This is a genomic window from Tessaracoccus bendigoensis DSM 12906 (genome assembly GCF_900141915.1).
Classification (GTDB): Bacteria; Actinomycetota; Actinomycetes; order Propionibacteriales; family Propionibacteriaceae; genus Arachnia; species Arachnia bendigoensis.
The window spans coordinates 47,854-64,692 of record NZ_FQZG01000014.1; the positions used below are offsets into that span (position 1 = coordinate 47,854).

Here is a 16,839-nt window from a genome sequence, read left to right on the forward strand (position 1 = left end):
GATCATTCCCAGTCGAGGCCGCGGCGGCGCAGGACGTAGAAGTAGGGGATGAAGAACAACACGACGAACACGATCATCGCGATGACGGCGAAGGTGCTCAACTGGTTGTAGGCCACCGCCCACGGCAGCAGAAACACGACCTCGATGTCGAAAACGATGAACATCATCGCGGTGATGTAGTACTTGACGGGGAAACGGCCACCGCCTACCGGTTGCGGGGTCGGCTGGATGCCGCACTCGTAGCTGTCGTACTTCGCCCGGTTGTAGCGTGCCGGGCCGACCACGAGACTCAAACCCATGGAGGCCAGCACAAACACACTGGCAAGGACCACCATGCCGATGATGGGAATATAGGGATTCATCCTTTATCGTTCCTTCCAGTCAGGCCGACGGTGCGGCCTTACACAGTGCGTTGATGATGCGATCCATCGCATCACCACCGTGCGAGTCGGTCAGGTTGGCCAGCAGTTTCAGCACGAACCTCATGAGCGTCCTGCGAGGAAGCCCGTAGCGGGTGCAGAGGTGCATGATCCGCGGGTCGCCGATCAGCTTCACAAAGATCGTGCCGAGGCGATAGTAGCCTCCCAAGCTCGCCTTGAGTTGTTCGGGGTAGGCACGCATCGCCTTTTCGGCCGACGCGGTGCCGAAACCACGCGAGGCAGCCTCAGCGATCGCCGCCGCGGCGTACTCGGCCGATTCCATCGCGTAGGCGATGCCCTCACCGTTGAACGGGTTGACCATGCCACCGGCGTCACCGACGAGGACAAGGCCTCGACCGTAGTGCGGCTGCCGGTTGAAGGCCATGGGAAGGGCGGCTCCCTGGATCCGGCCGACCATGTTCTGGTCGCGGAATCCCCACTCCTCCGGCGTGTGGTCGACCCAGCGCTTCAGGAGCGCCCGGTAGTCGGTCTGGCCGAAGCCTTTCGAGGTATTCAGGACCCCGAGGCCGACGTTGCTGGTCCCGTCCCCCATCCCGAACACCCAGCCGTAGCCGGGCATCAGGTTGGACTTGCCACGTTCGCCGTCCCAGAGTTCGAGCCAGGACTCGAGGTAGTCGTCGTTGGTGCGGGGGCTCTTGTAGTACGTGCGCACGGCCACCCCCATGGGTCGGTCGGCCCGCTTGTTGAGGCCCATCGAGACGGACAGCCGTGAGGAGTTGCCGTCGGCGGCCACGACGATCGGCGCCTTGAACGTTCTTCCGTCCTTGGTAGTGACACCCGTGATCCGGCCGGAGCGGTCGTCGAGGACCGCACCGTCGACGTTGGCCCCTTCGATCAGGTTCGCCCCGGCTGCGACGGCGTGGCGCGCTAGCATGTCGTCGAAATCCGCCCGGGGACGGACGAGGCCGTATGGCGGGAAATCGGTCAGGTCGGGCCACGGCAACTCGAACGGCTCGACGCGCCCCCCGTAGACCCGCAGGCCATGGTTGTGCAGCCAGCCGTTGGCTTCGGAGGTGTCCACGCCGATCCTCGTGAGCGCCCTGGTCGCACGGGGGGTCAGCCCGTCGCCACACACCTTCTCACGGGGGAAGTGCGATTTTTCAAGGAGCGTCACGGTCAGGCCATGGCGTGCAAGGTAGGTGGCGGTCGAGGAGCCCCCAGGACCGGCGCCAACTACAACGACGTCAGACTCGACGGCCTCACCCTCGGGTTTGGCGAACGACATACACGCTCCTGGGTCTTGACGCATGGGTTATCCCGGTCAGTCTAAGGGCGGTCGCGATATTCAGCCAACCAGAATCACCGGAGTCCTAAACCCGAGCCGACAAGGGTTTCCGGCTCAATTTTCGACACCTGAGCATTGCGTTAAACATCGGGTGCCCCACCGGCTGCGGAACCGCCATCCGAAGGCGCCACATTCGAATTCCGGGCCGGGTGGCCGCGTCCGCCCGGCCACGGCTATGCTCGCGAAGGTGATCCTGGACTTCGGCAGCGCACGAATGCGCGCCACGACCGTGGCCATCGACGACCCCGGCCCGTTGGAGCGTTTCCTTCCCGAGTCCGGTCCGTCCACCGCATTCATCCGCCGCGGCGAGGGCTTCGTCGGGCTCGGTGAAGCGGCCCGATTCGAGACGGACACCCTCGAAGCCGCCGACGTGTGGTGGGAGGAGATCTCCCAGCAGATCGACCACGATTCTGAGATGCCGGGCGAGTTCGGGGTCGGTCCGCTCGCCGTCGGGTTGTTCACCTTTGATCCTGACCGCTCGGAGGAGCGGTCGGTGCTGACCGTGCCTCAGACGGTGATCGGGCGTCGCGGCGGACGGTGCTGGATGACGCGGCTCGGCGTCTCCCACAACGACATGGCACTGCCTCCGCCCCGCGGGCCGGTGCAGGCCCCCGTCGGCTCGACGCGGATCGGCGGCTCGATGTCCGAGGACGTGTGGACCGGCATCGTGGGAGAGGTGGTCTCCCTGATCCGCAGCGACGAGGTCGCCAAGGTCGTGCTGGCGCGTGACCTGCGTGTCCGCGCCGACGAACCGATCGACCTGCGCTTTCTCCTCGACCGCCTCATCGAGAACTATCCGATGACCTGGGCCTATCTGGTCGACGGCATGGTCGGCGCCACGCCCGAACTGCTGTTGCGTCGGCAGGACGGCCTCGTCACTTCGCGCGTGCTCGCTGGGACGGTGTGGCAAGGGAGCGAGGGCCACGAGGGACGTCAGCTCGCCGCCGAACTGGCCCGCTCCGAGAAGGACATCTCCGAACATGAGTTCGCGGTCACCTCGGTGGCAGAGGCCCTGGCCCCGTACTGCCACGCGATGAACGTGCCGGACGCGCCCTCAGTGCTGCGGCTGCCGAACGTGATGCACCTGGCCACCGACATCACCGGGGTGGTGGGGCCGGAGTCCGGCGCGCTGGGGCTGGCGGCTGCACTACACCCCAGCGCCGCCGTGTGCGGGACGCCGACCCACCTGGCTCTGGACATCATCAGCGAGCTGGAGTCGCTCGACCGCGGCCGCTACGCAGGGCCGGTCGGCTGGGTCGGGATGAACGGCGACGGCGAGTGGGCGATCGCGCTGCGTGGTGGCCAGGTCCGGGCCGACAGCCCAAACGACATTCAACTGTTCGCCGGGGCGGGGATCGTAGCCGATTCGGACCCCCAGATCGAACTCGCCGAAACCGACGCCAAGTTGGTCCCGATGCTGCAGGCGCTCGGGCTGGGTTAAGCGTTGAGCACTATTCCGAGGTCGATTCGGAATTGACGCGTTTGCACGTTCATATTGCCAACGAACCCGGGATAGTGCTCGTGTTAGGGGGGCGGGGTGGTCCCGCGGAGCACGCTGACGCCGTCGGGGCGACGCGGGCGTCGTCGGGACGCCGTCGGGACGCGCTTGAGCACTATCCCGGGTTCGATCCGCGACACGCCGCAACTGGGCGTCAATTCCGCAAACGAACCCTGAATAGTGCTCAACGCCTGACCCGACCCAGGCTAGGCTCAGGCCTGAGGCTCGCTCGGGGGCGCGCTCGGGGCAACGCCTTGGCCGCCAGTGTCCCCGTTGCCACCCATCTCACCCGGGTTGCCGCCCATCCCACCCGGGTTGCCGCCCATCTCACCCGGGCCACCGCCCGAGCCTCCGCGACCGCCAGCCATGCCACCAGGGCCACCGCCCATCCCACCGACGGTGCTCGCCCCCTCGGTCGCCGTGGCCGCGTCCGCACCGTCGACCCTTACGGTGAAGGTGCCCCCGTCGCTCACCTCAGGGCCGGAGTAGAACACCATCGATGCCTGCCTGGTGGTGGTTGCCCCGGCTACCTCGTTGCCGTCCGAATCGAGCACCGAGACCGCCTGGCCCGCACCGATGTCGGCCAGCGTCGCGACCCAGTTCTGGGTCGACTCCTCCCCTGGCGTCTGCGCCATCCCGCTCGACCCGATCCCGAGTAGCGTTCCGCCGGTGACGGTGAACGCGCCGGCGCTGTCGAAGATGCCATTGCCGTCCATCGACGGGCCGAGGACCGTGATCTCACCGCCGGAGATGGTCAGGGTGCCGTTCGAATCGATACCGTCACCCTGTGCGTCGACCAAGACCGTGCCGCCCGAGATCGTCAAGGTCTCCCCCGTCCCGGTGCCGGTCCCCTCCCCCGGCCCGCCCGGCGCCTGCCCCTCGGAGCCCGTACCACCCGAGGCGTTGAGACCGTCGTCGCTGGCCACCACCGAGATCGCTCCCCCGCTGATCGCGATGTCGTTGCCCTCGATCCCCTCCACTGAGGAGGTGATGTCGAGGGTGCCGTCGAAGATCGCCACCAGTTGGTCGGCATGCACTCCGTCATCGCCCGCGGCCAACGTCCATGCCCCGCCTTGGATCCCGATCGACGTGTCGCTGTGGACGGCGTCGTCGGCCGAGTCGACCTCTCCGGTGCCGCCAGCCAGTACCAATGCGACCCCGGCCTTGAGGCCCTTGGCACTCGCCTCTTCGGAGGCTGCGGAGGCACCGCTCCCCGCGGTGATGCGCAGGGTCCCGTCCTCAACGACCAGGTCGGTGGTGGCGTCGATGCCGTCATCGGCTGCGGTCAACGTCAGATCCCCACCCGCGATGTGCACGAAACCCTTGGTCTCGTCGTCGTCCTTGTCGGACTTGAGCGCGTCGCCGCCTGCGGTGACGGTGATCGTGCCGCCCTCGACGCTCAGCGAGTCCTTGCCGACCAGGCCGTCGTCGACCGCCTCGACGGTGATGGTCCCTGAAAGGACCACCAGGTCGTCCTTGCTCGTGATCCCGTCATTGCCGTTGCCGCTTACCCGGAGCGACCCGGTGCCGGTGATCGTCAGGTCGGCCGCCGAATAGATGGCCGCGTTGGCGTCGGCGTCTTCTGCGTAGCTGGAGGTGTCGGACACGGTGTTCGTGGAACCGTCAGCCAGCGATAGTGCAACGTCATCTGCGCTTGTCACGCTGATCGCCGGGCCTTCGGCATTGGCGATGTCGACCCCGTCGAGGATCAGAACGACGAGCGCGTCGTCTGGGGCATCTACGATGACCGCACCGTTCAGGCTGCCCGACAGCCGGTAGACCCCACCACCCGTGATCGTCACGGTGGCATCCTCGACGGTGACCGCATCGGACCCGCTGCTTGCGGTGTCGCCCTGCAACGTGACGTCGACGGCATCGGCGGCCGACCATTCATCGTCGCGCACCACAGTGACATCGTTGTTGGCCGCCAGGACGGCCTCGGCTGTCAGGTCTGTGGTGGTGGCGATCCCGCCCTCTGCGGACGCGGCCGGGGTTTCGGTGCCCGATCCGGTCGCGGCGGAACAGGCGCTCAGGCCGAACAGGGCGAGTGTGGTCAGGGAGGCGATCAGACGGCGACGCATGTGGATTCCTTCGGATACGGGGCAAACCGGTCGCGTAGGACGCGCGCCCATCGGTTGTGTGGGAGGTCGGGGCGGAGGGCCGCCAGGCCGGTGGCGTACTTGCTGATGGAGACGGGCCGCGTCCCGGAGCGCCACAACATGCGGTCGAACGACGTGGCCGGGCCGGCGGATTTGGTCTCGACGATGACGAGGTCGGCCGCGTCGAGTCGGTCGCCGCCGGGCAGTTCCCAGCTGAGGTCGGTGTCGATGGTCACCCTGCCCACCCCGTCCGGCGCAAGCAGGGTGGTCCTGCGGTACCGTGTGGAGAGCGTGGCAAGCAGGTCGTCCGCGAGGCGCGGGTCCTGCCCCACCCCGAGCAAAGCCCCGGCTGCATAGCTCCTGGCCCCCCGGTTCAGTCGCTCCCGGTCGGACCAGTCGCAGGCGATCCGGTCCTTGACGGTGAGGTCACCGCCGCTGCGGGTCTTGGCTTCGAGGAACGCCAGCCTGGAATCAAGATAGCCACGCGACCTGATCTTGAGCCGACGTCGTCGCTGCTGAGCGCACATCCGGTAGGTGAGCAGGTCCGGTGTGTCGAAGTAGACCGACGCGTACCGGAGCTGTCGCCTGGCATCGATCTCAAGGACCTCGGTGCCTGGTTCCATCTGGTTGAGCAGTTCCCCCACGGCTGCCTGCCCGAGGACGTACTTGCGGTCCACCCTCGTCATCAGCTCGGCACGGGCCACCAACTCCTCGAGTTCGATCGCGACGAACCGGTCCAGATCGAGCTCGATCACGCCGCGACCTTCAAGGCGCTGGCGGCGCCGACCTGGCGCGGCGCACGGGCCTTGAGAAACCGGACCTCAACGAGGGTGGTCTCGTTGACGAAGTTGACCTCCTGAACCACAATCGTCGTGATTTCGACGCCGAGCCGCTGCTCAAGTTCACCCCGCAGCTGCGTCTCATCGGAGATGGCCCGGTCCAACCGCACCACCTGTGAAGCGGCCCTGGAAAGCAGCGCGGGATGGTCGGCGACAAACATCACCGCCACGATCAGCGCGATCAGCCCGCCTGGCACCAGCAGGCTGGAGTGGGGCAGCCCGGCGATGAGGCCGATGGCCAGCACCGAGAAGTAGTAGGCGACTTCCCTCTGCGAGATCTCCGAGGACCTCAGTCGGATGATCGACAGCACGCCGAACAGTCCCAGCCCAAGCCCGAGCGCCACCTCGGCGGTACCGAGGACGGATGCGACGGCAAGCACACCGACGTTGACGCCCAGGAACGCGACGACCAGGTCTCTCCTGTGGTGTCGTCGGAAGTAGATGGCGAAGGTCAAGACGGCGACGGCGACGAGGTCGATGCCGATCATGGTGAGCGTGATGCTGTTCATTGGTCAGTCTCCGGGTTGGTTGCTGTGGAAACCAGCCAACCGGGAGACCCTGCGCATTCGCTGTGCCTCGAGTGGGCGCAGTCTGTGATCTGCCGTCAGCGCTTCCGCTGCACCTGGATCTTCTGCTTTCCCTGGGCGGTGCCGTTGCGGCGCGCCTTCTCCTCGTCCAGGAGTCGCTTCTGCTCCTCCTGCTGCTCCATCATCGATTCCTTGTCGAGGCCCGAGCGCAGGATCGCGAACGCGATGGCGGCGATCACCAGCGAAATCCAGGGCGACCAGCCGAACACGATGGGCAATGTCACCAACGCCACCATGTCGAAGCCGCGCAGGAGCGAGAACATGAGGCCGGGCGGCATCGCGCCGACACCGGTCGCGACGATCGGACCAGAGTAGTCGGCAGGCTTGGCTGAGATCCACCGGACCGCCGCCAGGAAGCCTGCCACCCCTGTCACGAGAGCCGACGACGCGGCGTCGGTCAAGGAGGCGCTCACGCCTCCCGCAAGTCCCAGGAAGGCGGGCAGGGCCGCGGCCGACCACAGCAGCGCCAGCACTGCGGGCACCACCATCGTGGCCTGCTTGATCTGGCCGGGATCGAACGGGAAGCAGCGCTGCAGGCCTTTGGTGCGGGTCAGCACCCGCAGCGAGTTCATGAACGGGATCAGCGCCGTCATCAGGACCAGCGCGGAGATCGGGGGGTTCAGCGCGGCAAGTCCGAGCGCCTGGATGGCGTAGGGCACCACAACCGTGGCGGCCAACGTCAAGAGCGGCAGTGGCTGGCGCCAGAGCCGCTGCACGTCACGCATGATCAACGCCTTCGTGCCTGAGCTGACCCCACGGGTCGGCCGCACGTGGCCGCGTTGCTTCGACTTGCTCTCCACCAGGATGTCGCGGATCAGGGCGAACTCGAGAGCGAAGGCGGCGCCCTGCAGGCCCGACAGCAGTGAACCGCCCGAGGTGACGCGCTGGCGTCGCACGCCACGTAGGCGACGGTAGGCGATGAGCCCGGCGACGATGATCAGGAGCAGGCCACCGCCTGCAACGATGAACGCCAGCTCGACGGCGAGGGTGGCGAGTGCGCCGAGCGCGAACCAACCCGCGGCGCCGCCGACCAGTGCGACCAGGGTGCCGATCGCGACGGCACCGATGACCCACTGGATCGCGGTGACGATCCACGTGCGGTCCAACCCCTGTTCGGCAGCGGCGAAGGCCACCAGCCCGGCGGCCCCGAGCCCACCTGCGAGTGCCCAGATCCCGATATTCGCCAGCGGTGAGCCGGTCAGGGCCGCGATCAGCGCTCCGAGTAGCGCCCCACCGACCAACGCCAGCGAAATCGCCGCGACGAGTCGCCCGGCCAGTAGTTTGCGGCGGTCCGTCGGCCCGTCCATGAGCCAGAACCCTTCGGCCGCCGATGCCACGATGGGCCCGAACATGCGCGACAGGATCAGGGTCGCGGCGAGCACCGCGGCCACCGCGGCCCACGGCAGCAAGCCGCGGGCGGCGATGCAACCCTCACTGGTGCAGGCTGCGACGACGTCCTGGGCCTGGATGATCGAGGAGACGATCATGGCACCGATCAGGACGATGCTGAACACCATGACGTAGCCATCGGAGAGGACCTGCCAGATGCTGCGGTCGGCACGGCCCTTGCGCCAATCCTTCATCAGCAGCTTGAGCTGCTTCTCGTCGACGACCCCCAGCTCGCCGAAGCGCTGGTCGGACACGCTCATCAGGCCCCCAGTCGGATCTGCTTCGCGCCGATCGCCTCAAGCAGCGCCGGTTCGTGGCTCGCCAGCACGATCGCGAGCCCACCGTCGAGTTCCTGCTTCAAGCGGCGACCCAGCCATTGGACGCCCTCGACGTCGAGTCGCTGCTCCGGTTCGTCGAGGACCAGGAGCCTGCGTGGCCGGACGAACGCGGTCGCCAGAGCGAGGCGTCGACGCTGGCCCGACGACAGGGTCGACGGGAGCTGTCCTGCCTGCACCACGAGTTGGACCTCTTCGAGCACCTCGTCGACGAGTGCGTCGGGGTCGGTCAGCCCGTGGGCTCGGGCCAGAAGGTCGAGGTGCTCGACGACCGATAGGTCGGGGAAGAAGTCGAGGTCGTCGATGACGGTGGCGACGTCACGCCGGATCACCGGGTTTGTCTCCGACACCTTGACCCCGCCGACGGTGACGGTGCCCTCATCGGGTCTGTCGGCGCCGACCAGGCAGCGCAGCACGGTGGATTTGCCTGCACCGTTGCGCCCCGTGAGCGCCACGGCCTCCCCCTCGTGAGCCTTCATGGAGAACGCCTCCACGATCGTCACCGGGCCGTAGCCCTTCTTCAGTTTGTCCACTTGGAGCACGACATCTCTTTTAGCCACGGCTCCCATTGTGACCGATCCGCGGGACCGGTGCGTAACGCACCCTGTCGGAGGGGTTCGCTAGGCTGACGGAATGCAGAATCAGAGGGCGGGTCTCGACAAGCAGCACGCCGATGTGGCGGCGATGTTCGACGGTGTCGCAAAGCGCTACGACCTGTTCAACACGGTGCTCAGCCTCGGCCAGGTGCACCGTTGGCGTAGGGCCACCGTCGCCGCGGTCGATCCGCGGCCCGGGCAGCGCATCCTCGACCTCGCCGCGGGCACGGGCACATCGTCGGCGGCGCTTGCCTCATCCGGCGCCTATGTGGTGGCAAGCGACATCTCGCTCGGCATGCTCGAGCAGGGTCGACGGCAGCAGCCGGGCATCGATTTCGTGGCGGGCGATGCCCTCGCGCTGCCCTTCCCGGACGACACCTTCGACGCGGTCACGATCTCGTACGGGCTGCGCAATGTGGAAGACACCGGCGCGGCGCTGCGGGAGATGCTGAGGGTCACCAGGCCTGGCGGTCGCATCGTGATCGCGGAGTTCTCCACGCCGACGAACCCGCCCTTCCGCCACGTGTACACCAACTATCTCGTGGCGGCGCTGCCCCGGATCGCAAAACTCTCGAGCAACCCGGTCGCGTACGGATACCTGGCCGAATCGATCATGGCCTGGCCGGATCAGGTCGGGCTGGCCGACAGACTCTCAGCGGCTGGCTGGGTGGATGTCGGTTGGCAGGACCACGCCGGGGGGATCGTTGCGTTGCACCGGGGTTGGAAGACGAGGTGAGCTCTTTCGTCCTAGACGCATACGCCGCCCGCGGGTGCCCGGTCAAGACCTTCAACGCCTTCGACCCGACGCTGTCACACCCGCCGCTGGATGAGTCGCTGCACGAGTCGTTCCAGGGGGGCTCGGATTTCCGGGACGCGGTCCTTAGCCGCATCGCCCGCTGCGCCGGGGTCGTCGACCTGCGCGGCCTTGATGCCCCTTGGGAGGAACGGGTGGACGCCTGCCTGGCTGCGATGGGCTCCGGCGCGGCCGTCGTCATCGGCGGCACGCTGCCCCTCGACCTGGATGGCCACCGCAGCGGGCGTCCCGATGCGCTCATCCGGGGCGCTGACACCGCGGCAGGCACCCCGGGCTATTGGCCCCTCAAGGTGAAACCGTACCGGGTCCGTGAGAAGCAGACGGGTGCCGACCAACTGCGCACCTCCCCGTTGAATGCCCCCGGCGAGGTGCTTCCGTTGCCAGACCTGCGCTACCGCGTGTACCGCGAAGGTGCCCTGCTGGAGTTGGCGCACCATTGGAGGCTCCTCGAATCCTGCGGGTTCGCGTCGTCTGAGCCGCTTGGCGGGGTGGTCGGCGACGACCGGTCCCATGGCTGCGATCCTTCGATCACGTGGATCGACCTGACGCACCGCTTCATCCGCACCTACTCGAAGACCGCCGGGCACAAGCTGCGCTCCGCGCTGGAGCGCTACGACCACGAACACCGCTTCCGCGTCCATGTCGCCGAACAGGCCCTCGCCCGCACCGGCGTCGACGACCCGCCACCGGTGGTGCGCCCAATCCGGGTAAAGGAATGCGAATGGTGTGCCTGGTGGCAGGTGTGCCGACCACAGATCGACGACGATGACCTGTCGCTACGGATCTCGAAGGCGCCGCTCGACGTCCGCGAACTGCAGACGCTGCTGTCGCTCGGCATCAGGACGGTGGCCGAACTGGCCGAAGCCGACGTGGAGCTGATACTGCCGGACTATCTGCCCCAGACGGGGCACCGTGACCGCGCCGAGCAGCGGCTGAGGCAGGCGGCCCGTCGGGCTCGGATGCTCGCCTCAGGGGTGGATCTGGAGCGGGTGAGCGACGAACCGATCGGTGTGCCACGCTCGTCCGTCGAGGTCGACCTCGACATTGAGAACGCAGACGATGGATCGGTCTACCTGTGGGGCGTGCTGCTCACCGACGAGGAGGGCTGCCGCTACCTCGACTTCAGCGAGTTCGTGCGGACCCGAGGCGAACGGGAGGTCGCTCTTGCCAAGCGCTTCGCTCAATGGCTGCTCGATCTGGCGGAGAGTCGCCCCGAAATGCTCGTCTTCCACTACAGCGACTACGAGACGGTGCAACTCCGACGACTCGCCGAGCGCAGCGGCGACCCGACACTGCTCGCGGTGTGCGACCTCTTCCGCGACCATTTTGTCGACCTGTTCGCCTATGTCCGCGACAACTTCGTCGGGGTGGACGGCTTGGGGCTGAAGATGGTCGCCAGTCGGGGCCCCGGTTTCTCGTGGCGCGACGAAGAGCCGGGTGGGCTCAACTCCCAGACGTGGTTCAACCAGGCCGTGGGCGCCGATTCGTTGGAGGAGCGCGCCGCAGCACGCTCAAGGGTGCTGGAGTACAACGAGGACGATGTGCGGGCCACCCTCGCCGTCCGCAACTGGTTGACCGCCTTCGACTCCGACTCGCCTCAGGAGCAGCGGGTCGATTCTTCCGCCGGAAGGTAGGCCGGTCGGCCGCAGCTGTGCCGAGGGTCGGCGCCCCTCGGGCGTACCACCGATTCGGTACACCAATGCCATCCCCGGGCCGGTGATCAGCCCCCGGTTGGTGGACGATGCTGGCCGCAGCCGGTGGCAACGGGCCGCCGCAGGAGCTCGAAGGAGGGCAACAATGGGCGACATTCAGTTCGGCCGACCAGTAGAGGATCAGGAACTGGCAGCGTTTCACGGCGGGCAGTGCACCGTCACAATCGACAAGGATGGAAAGGTGACGACCAGCGGCGACTGTAAGGACGTGGTCATCAAGGGACGCTGATTCCAAGGCGGGTGGTGCCCGGCGCTCCTGCGCGCCGGGCACTCTCGCGTCCAGCAGAGCAGCCGAGATGAGCGAGGTCGTCTCCTGCGGTAAGGGCCCTACCGCGGTTTCGGTAGAGGGAGGGCCACTACAGGCGGATGTGGGGGTGCGCTCGACCGGGAAACCATTGGTGCCAGGCGGGACGACACCGGGTCGCCCGTTGACCAGAAGGAGAAATCCCATGAGCGACATCGCATTCGGCCAGAGCCTCACCGACGCCGAACTGGCCGAGTTCCGGGGCGGCGCCTGTACCGTCACCATCACCCGCGACCGCAACGGCAACGTGACCGGGGTCAGCACAACCGGCGACTGCTCCAACGTCAACGTGATCATCCAGGCCTGATCTCCGATCGGGAGGGCCCTACCGAACCGGTGGGCCCTCCCGGATCAGTCCCCTCACCCTTCCATCCCCTGTCGAGGAGCCGATCGATGCCCCGGATACCAGTTGTCCTGCAATCCGCCGAGACCGACTGCGGCCCGGCGTGCCTGGTGTCGCTGGCACGCGCGTTCGGCCAACGTGCCTCCCTGTCACATCTGCGGGCGTTGATGGACCCAGGGCGTGACGGCACCTCCGCGCTCGCATTGCGGGACACCGCCGCAGATTGGGGAGTCGATCTCAAGGCCCTCCTGGCAACCCCCAATGAGGTCGCGGACCGGATCGGCGAACTCCCAATGCCCGCCGTCATCCACCTGTCGAAGCAGCACTACGTCATCGCAGAGCGCGTGGGCCGCGGCGGCGTCCAGGTGATGGATCCCGCCGTCGGGCGGCGGTGGCTCGACCGTGACGGCCTCCGAGAACAAGCCAGCGGCCTGGTGCTGCTGGCCTCGCGCTCGACGGAGAAAGCCGCCACCCCGCCTCCACCACCACGCGGCCCTTCGTTCCTCACCCAGGTGTTGCGAGCCGTGCGCGGCCGTCTTTCGGCTGCGGCAGCACTCTCTGCCCTATTGGCCGTGTGCGGCCTCGGGTTGCCGATCCTGACCGCGGTGATCGTCGACGGTCTCATCTCAGACTCCGGTAAACAGGCGACCTGGCTGACGGCTGGCGTCTTCCTCGCGGCCGTCGTTCTCCTGCTGTCGCTTGGCAGGTACCTGGTGCTCGCCTCGCTGCAGCATCGCATGGCCGGTTCGCTCAGCACCCGGGTGACTGGCTCGCTCTTCAGCCGCCACCTGCGCTTCTTCGACCGACGTTCGGTCGGCGACCTGTTCGGGCGCGTGGACTCGGCGCACGCGATACACGGGTTGTTGAGCGTCACTCTGCTCGGCACGGTGCTTGACGCCGCCCTGACGCTCGGCTACCTGATCGCCTTGACGATCGTCGCGCCCCCGGTGGCCGGCATCGTCTCACTCGCCGTGGCTGTGTCGATCAGTGTGACCCTCGTCGTCGCCCGACGCTGCTCCGGCCTCAGGCGGGAAGAGATCCTGGTCGCGGCGGACGCGGCAACCACGATGGTCGACTCAGTCTCCGGTGTCGCGACCCTGCGGGTCTACGGTGCGGAGGCCCACGTTCTTGGGAGCTGGGCCAAACTCCTCGACCGGCGTCTCCAACTGACCAGATCCCGCGCCCGGTTGAGCGCACTGTCGCTCAGCCTGCTGGCAGGGCTCACGGTGGCCACGCCTCTGACCGTCCTCGTTGTCGCGTCCTCCTCCGCAGGCCTCACACCGGGAGGGGCACTCGGCCTGATGGCACTGGCGGGGGCCGCGCTCGCACCGGTCAGCTCGTTGGCCGCCCAACTCGTGCAGGCGGCCGACCTCCGACCCATGCTCGACCGGATCGAGGATCTCGAGGCGGCCGATGCGGAGCGGCAAGGTGGCGTGGCCCCCGGACGGCTCCGCGGTGAGATCACGCTGCAGGAGGTGCGGTTCCGCTATGACCGGTTCTCCGATGACGTGCTGGGGCCGGTTGGCGGACACATTCCGGCCGGCACGAAGATCGGTGTCCTCGGACCCACCGGATGTGGAAAGAGCACCCTGGCACATCTGCTCTGCGGTCTCTACCAACCCACCTCCGGGAGAATCCTCCTTGACGGCCAAGACCTCGCAGGGCTCGACCTCGCGGCCGTGCGCTCCCAGATCGGGGTCGTATTCCAGGACGTATGGCTAAGTACCGGAACGATCCGGGAGGCAGTGGTCGCCGGACGCGACCGCTACACCGACGACGACGTGTGGCACGCGCTGAGCCGGGCGCAGATCGCCGACGAGATCGCCGGGCTACCGCTCGGATTGGAGACGCGGCTCTCGGGTGGGCAGGGCTTGTCGGGCGGACAGCGTCAGCGCCTCGCCCTCGCCCGCGCCCTCCTCTCCGACCCGGCGATCATGATCCTCGACGAGGCCACCAGCGCGCTCGACGCACACACCGAGAAGCTCGTCGACGCCATCCTGGCCGAGCTGGAGATCACCAGGGTCGTGATCACCCACAGGCTCGGGATCGTCGCTGACGCCGACCAGTTGTGGGTGATCGACCGCAGAGGGCAGTTGGCCGAGCAGGGCAGCCCCGACGAACTCGAACGCCGCGGCGGAGTCTACGCGGACCTGCTGCACTCGACGTCAGCCGTCGGCGTCAGTTGACGTACTGCGTTCGGCCGATGCCGATGAAACGCTGGCGACGCAGGATAGTGTCGATTCCAGTGTCCCCGCGGAGCGGGGCAACGCGATGAGGAGACCGACATGCCAGACACCGGCGTACCCGACACCGCCGTACCAGATATCGACGCCGTGCCCCGCCAAGTGCCGGTCACGACCGCGGACGGCGCGCAACTGATAGGCCGCGTGATGCAGGGCGACATCGTGATCGTGGAGAAGGCAGGACTGGTTCAGCCGATCAGCATCACGCTTGACGGGCTGTCGATTGAAGCGGAACTCGTCCACGAGTCGACCTCGCTCGCCCTCGGCGCCGACGAGCCGTGGACCGCGCTCGAGCTTCCCGTCGGGACATTCGATGGGGGCTGTGCATCACCGACTACCCCTCAGGCCCAGGATCCCTCCGAGGGTATCAAGACGATGGGTGCCCGCGTGGCCTTCTGGTGCCTCCTGTTCCCGGGGCTCCGGGGATGCCGCTGACCACGCAGACCGTCCCACCACGCGGGCGTCTGGTCCGGGGAGCTTTCGCGGCGGGGGCGCTGGTCGTGGATCTCTGGGTCTGGGGAGGCGATACCCGAACGGCGACCGGTGGGTCTGCATCCGTGGCGCTCATCGTCGCGATCGCCTGCCTCGGCTATGCCAGCCTGGCGATCTGGCGCTCCCCAATCCCCGGATATGTGGCGCTGTGGACTTTGTCACTTGTCGGCTTGGCGGTGCCCTCCATCGTCAGTTTCGCGGGGTTTCTCGTCGGCCTGTTTCTGATGGCACGCCTCATGCACCTGCGCCCGGCGCTGTTCGCCTTGGCCGGGTCAGTAGTCCCGATCATTGTGAACACGACGGCCGCCATGCGGCTCCACCCCGAAAGCGATTCGTTGTTCCTGTTCACCAACGCTGGTCTGTGGATGCTCACGATGCTGACCACCTGGGTGATCGGCCGGGTGCTCGCCCAGAACGATCAGCGTCTGAAAACGGAGCGACGCTGGGCTGGTGAGGCCCTATCCGAGGCGATCTCCGTCGAACGGCTCAGGATCAGCCGAGACATCCACGACATCGTCGCGCACAGCCTGACCGGCATCATCCTGCAGTCGGCCGGGGCACGCGTCGGTTTGGCCCGAAAGACGGTGACCAACACGGACATCGACCTTGCGCTGGAGAGCATCCAGCACGCGGGCGAGCAGAGCATGCGTGAGCTCCACCGGTTGCTGGGGATGCTGCGCGAGACCGACCAGAGCGCAGCGACCTCCTACGGCCTCGAAGCCCTCGGCCAACTGACGGACGAGGCGCGGCTGTCAGGCGTCGATGTGGTCGTCCGCACCAACGGCCAGCCGGTCGAATTGGACCCGAGCATCGCCCGAACGGTGTACCGCGTGGTGCAGGAGGGCCTGTCGAACGCCATGAAACACGGCGGGACAGGCACCCGGATCGAGGTGACCAGCGACTGGCTGAGTGACAGCGTCACCGTCACCGTTCACAACACCTTCGGCGTCGGCGTCACGGCCACGACGCCGAGCGGCGGTTTCGGAATCGTCGGCCTTCGCGAACGGGTCAGCGTCAGCGGCGGCCGCCTTGAAGCGGGGTCGACCGCCGACGGATACCTCCTGCAGGCCACCCTCCCCACCACCGACCACACGTTCCTGGAGGACCGATGATCACCGTCTTCATCGTCGATGACCAACCACTCGTCCGTGCCGGCATCAGGATGCTGCTCTCCGGGGAGCAGGACATTGAGGTGATCGGGGAGGCATCCTCCGCGATGGAGGCGCTACCGCAGGTGCACAGGGGGCAGCCGGACGTGGTCCTGATGGATGTGCGGATGCCGGGCATGGACGGGGTGACCGCCACCCGGGAACTGGTCGCCGAGTCGGCGGCCGACCGGCTCGTCCGGGTTCTGGTGATGACCACCTTCAACGATGAGGACGTCGTGGTCGAAGCCCTGCAGGCCGGCGCGAGCGGCTACCTGTTGAAGCACGCTTCACCCACCGAGATCGCCGACGCCGTGCGGCGCGTCGCGTCCGGCGACACGTGGCTGGACGCCACGGCAGCGACCGCGCTGGTGGAACGGCTCCGGCCGAGGGGCTGCGACCCAACCGACGTGTCGGCCCTTCTGACGCCGAGGGAGCAGGAGGTGCTGAGGATGGTGGCGGCAGGCCTGTCCAACGCGGAGATCCGGGACCTGCTGGTCCTCAGCGAGGCAACGGTCAAGACCCATGTGGCACGCATCCTTTTGAAGACCGGTTCCCGCGACCGTGCAGCAGCGGTGGCGTTGGCCTATCGCACCGGCTTCGTACACCCGGAGGACCCCGTTCCCGGCGGCGCCGTACCCCCGATGGGGTAGGCCGATGCCCGTCCTCGGCCGATGCCCGCGAAGGCGCCTTTCCTGAATGCTGGTCTCACCTACTA

The 16,839-nt window shown here is 67.3% G+C and carries 16 protein-coding genes; 9 read left to right on the forward strand and 7 right to left on the reverse strand.

Annotated features, from left to right (window positions below; all coding sequences use genetic code 11):
- Positions 1 to 2: 2 nt before the first annotated feature.
- Both BUC15_RS05155 and BUC15_RS05160 read right to left on the reverse strand, forming a co-directional pair.
- Positions 3 to 362, reverse strand: coding sequence for an NADH-quinone oxidoreductase subunit A (locus BUC15_RS05155; RefSeq protein WP_073186467.1), 360 nt, complete (start codon positions 360 to 362; stop codon positions 3 to 5).
- A gap of 19 nt (positions 363 to 381) precedes the next feature.
- A complete protein-coding gene (locus tag BUC15_RS05160; RefSeq protein ID WP_073186468.1) occupies positions 382 to 1,665 on the reverse strand; it encodes a geranylgeranyl reductase family protein in 1,284 nt (427 codons plus the stop codon).
- Positions 1,666 to 1,912: 247 nt separating this feature from the next.
- On the opposite strand from BUC15_RS05160, the gene BUC15_RS05165 reads away from it, so the two are divergent.
- A complete protein-coding gene (locus BUC15_RS05165; RefSeq protein ID WP_084189374.1) occupies positions 1,913 to 3,166 on the forward strand; it encodes an isochorismate synthase in 1,254 nt (417 codons plus the stop codon).
- Between the two features lie 269 nt (positions 3,167 to 3,435).
- Here BUC15_RS05165 and BUC15_RS05170 read toward each other — a convergent pair whose 3' ends face one another.
- The 5 genes from BUC15_RS05170 to BUC15_RS05190 form a co-directional block, all read right to left on the reverse strand.
- Complete coding sequence (locus BUC15_RS05170) at positions 3,436 to 5,304, reverse strand: carbohydrate-binding domain-containing protein (RefSeq protein WP_073186470.1); 1,869 nt, start codon at positions 5,302 to 5,304, stop codon at positions 3,436 to 3,438.
- Positions 5,289 to 6,077 (reverse strand): polyphosphate polymerase domain-containing protein, encoded by a 789-nt coding sequence (locus BUC15_RS05175; RefSeq protein ID WP_073186471.1) that lies wholly within the window; start codon positions 6,075 to 6,077, stop codon positions 5,289 to 5,291. The genes BUC15_RS05170 and BUC15_RS05175 overlap by 16 nt, the downstream gene beginning before the upstream one ends.
- Entirely contained in the window at positions 6,074 to 6,670 is a 597-nt protein-coding gene (locus BUC15_RS05180) for a DUF4956 domain-containing protein (protein ID WP_073186472.1), read from the reverse strand. Before BUC15_RS05180 ends, BUC15_RS05175 begins: the two co-directional genes overlap by 4 nt.
- A gap of 95 nt (positions 6,671 to 6,765) precedes the next feature.
- Complete coding sequence (locus BUC15_RS05185; RefSeq protein WP_245787894.1) at positions 6,766 to 8,397, reverse strand: DUF6297 family protein; 1,632 nt, start codon at positions 8,395 to 8,397, stop codon at positions 6,766 to 6,768.
- Positions 8,397 to 9,041: an ABC transporter ATP-binding protein gene (locus tag BUC15_RS05190; RefSeq protein ID WP_139280094.1), complete on the reverse strand. Its 645-nt coding sequence runs from the start codon at positions 9,039 to 9,041 to the stop codon at positions 8,397 to 8,399. The genes BUC15_RS05185 and BUC15_RS05190 overlap by 1 nt, the downstream gene beginning before the upstream one ends.
- Positions 9,042 to 9,105: 64 nt before the next feature.
- Here BUC15_RS05190 and BUC15_RS05195 point away from each other — a divergent pair, with 64 nt between their 5' ends.
- From BUC15_RS05195 to BUC15_RS05220, 8 genes are all read left to right on the forward strand, one after another.
- Complete coding sequence (locus BUC15_RS05195) at positions 9,106 to 9,804, forward strand: demethylmenaquinone methyltransferase (RefSeq protein ID WP_073186473.1); 699 nt, start codon at positions 9,106 to 9,108, stop codon at positions 9,802 to 9,804.
- Positions 9,801 to 11,516: a TM0106 family RecB-like putative nuclease gene (locus tag BUC15_RS05200; protein WP_245787895.1), complete on the forward strand. Its 1,716-nt coding sequence runs from the start codon at positions 9,801 to 9,803 to the stop codon at positions 11,514 to 11,516. The genes BUC15_RS05195 and BUC15_RS05200 overlap by 4 nt, the downstream gene beginning before the upstream one ends.
- A 163-nt stretch (positions 11,517 to 11,679) precedes the next feature.
- Positions 11,680 to 11,823, forward strand: a complete 144-nt coding sequence (locus BUC15_RS19825; protein WP_175558247.1) for a hypothetical protein — start codon at positions 11,680 to 11,682, stop codon at positions 11,821 to 11,823.
- Between the two features lie 220 nt (positions 11,824 to 12,043).
- Positions 12,044 to 12,205 (forward strand): hypothetical protein, encoded by a 162-nt coding sequence (locus BUC15_RS19830; protein WP_175558248.1) that lies wholly within the window; start codon positions 12,044 to 12,046, stop codon positions 12,203 to 12,205.
- Positions 12,206 to 12,291: 86 nt separating this feature from the next.
- Entirely contained in the window at positions 12,292 to 14,427 is a 2,136-nt protein-coding gene (locus tag BUC15_RS05205; protein ID WP_073186475.1) for a peptidase domain-containing ABC transporter, read from the forward strand.
- Between the two features lie 99 nt (positions 14,428 to 14,526).
- Positions 14,527 to 14,919 carry a hypothetical protein gene (locus BUC15_RS05210; RefSeq protein ID WP_073186476.1) on the forward strand — a complete coding sequence of 131 codons (393 nt, stop codon included), beginning with the start codon at positions 14,527 to 14,529 and terminating at the stop codon, positions 14,917 to 14,919.
- Positions 14,920 to 14,984: 65 nt separating this feature from the next.
- Positions 14,985 to 16,088: a sensor histidine kinase gene (locus BUC15_RS05215; protein ID WP_175558249.1), complete on the forward strand. Its 1,104-nt coding sequence runs from the start codon at positions 14,985 to 14,987 to the stop codon at positions 16,086 to 16,088.
- Entirely contained in the window at positions 16,085 to 16,774 is a 690-nt protein-coding gene (locus BUC15_RS05220; protein WP_073186478.1) for a response regulator, read from the forward strand. Before BUC15_RS05215 ends, BUC15_RS05220 begins: the two co-directional genes overlap by 4 nt.
- Positions 16,775 to 16,839 lie beyond the last annotated feature (65 nt).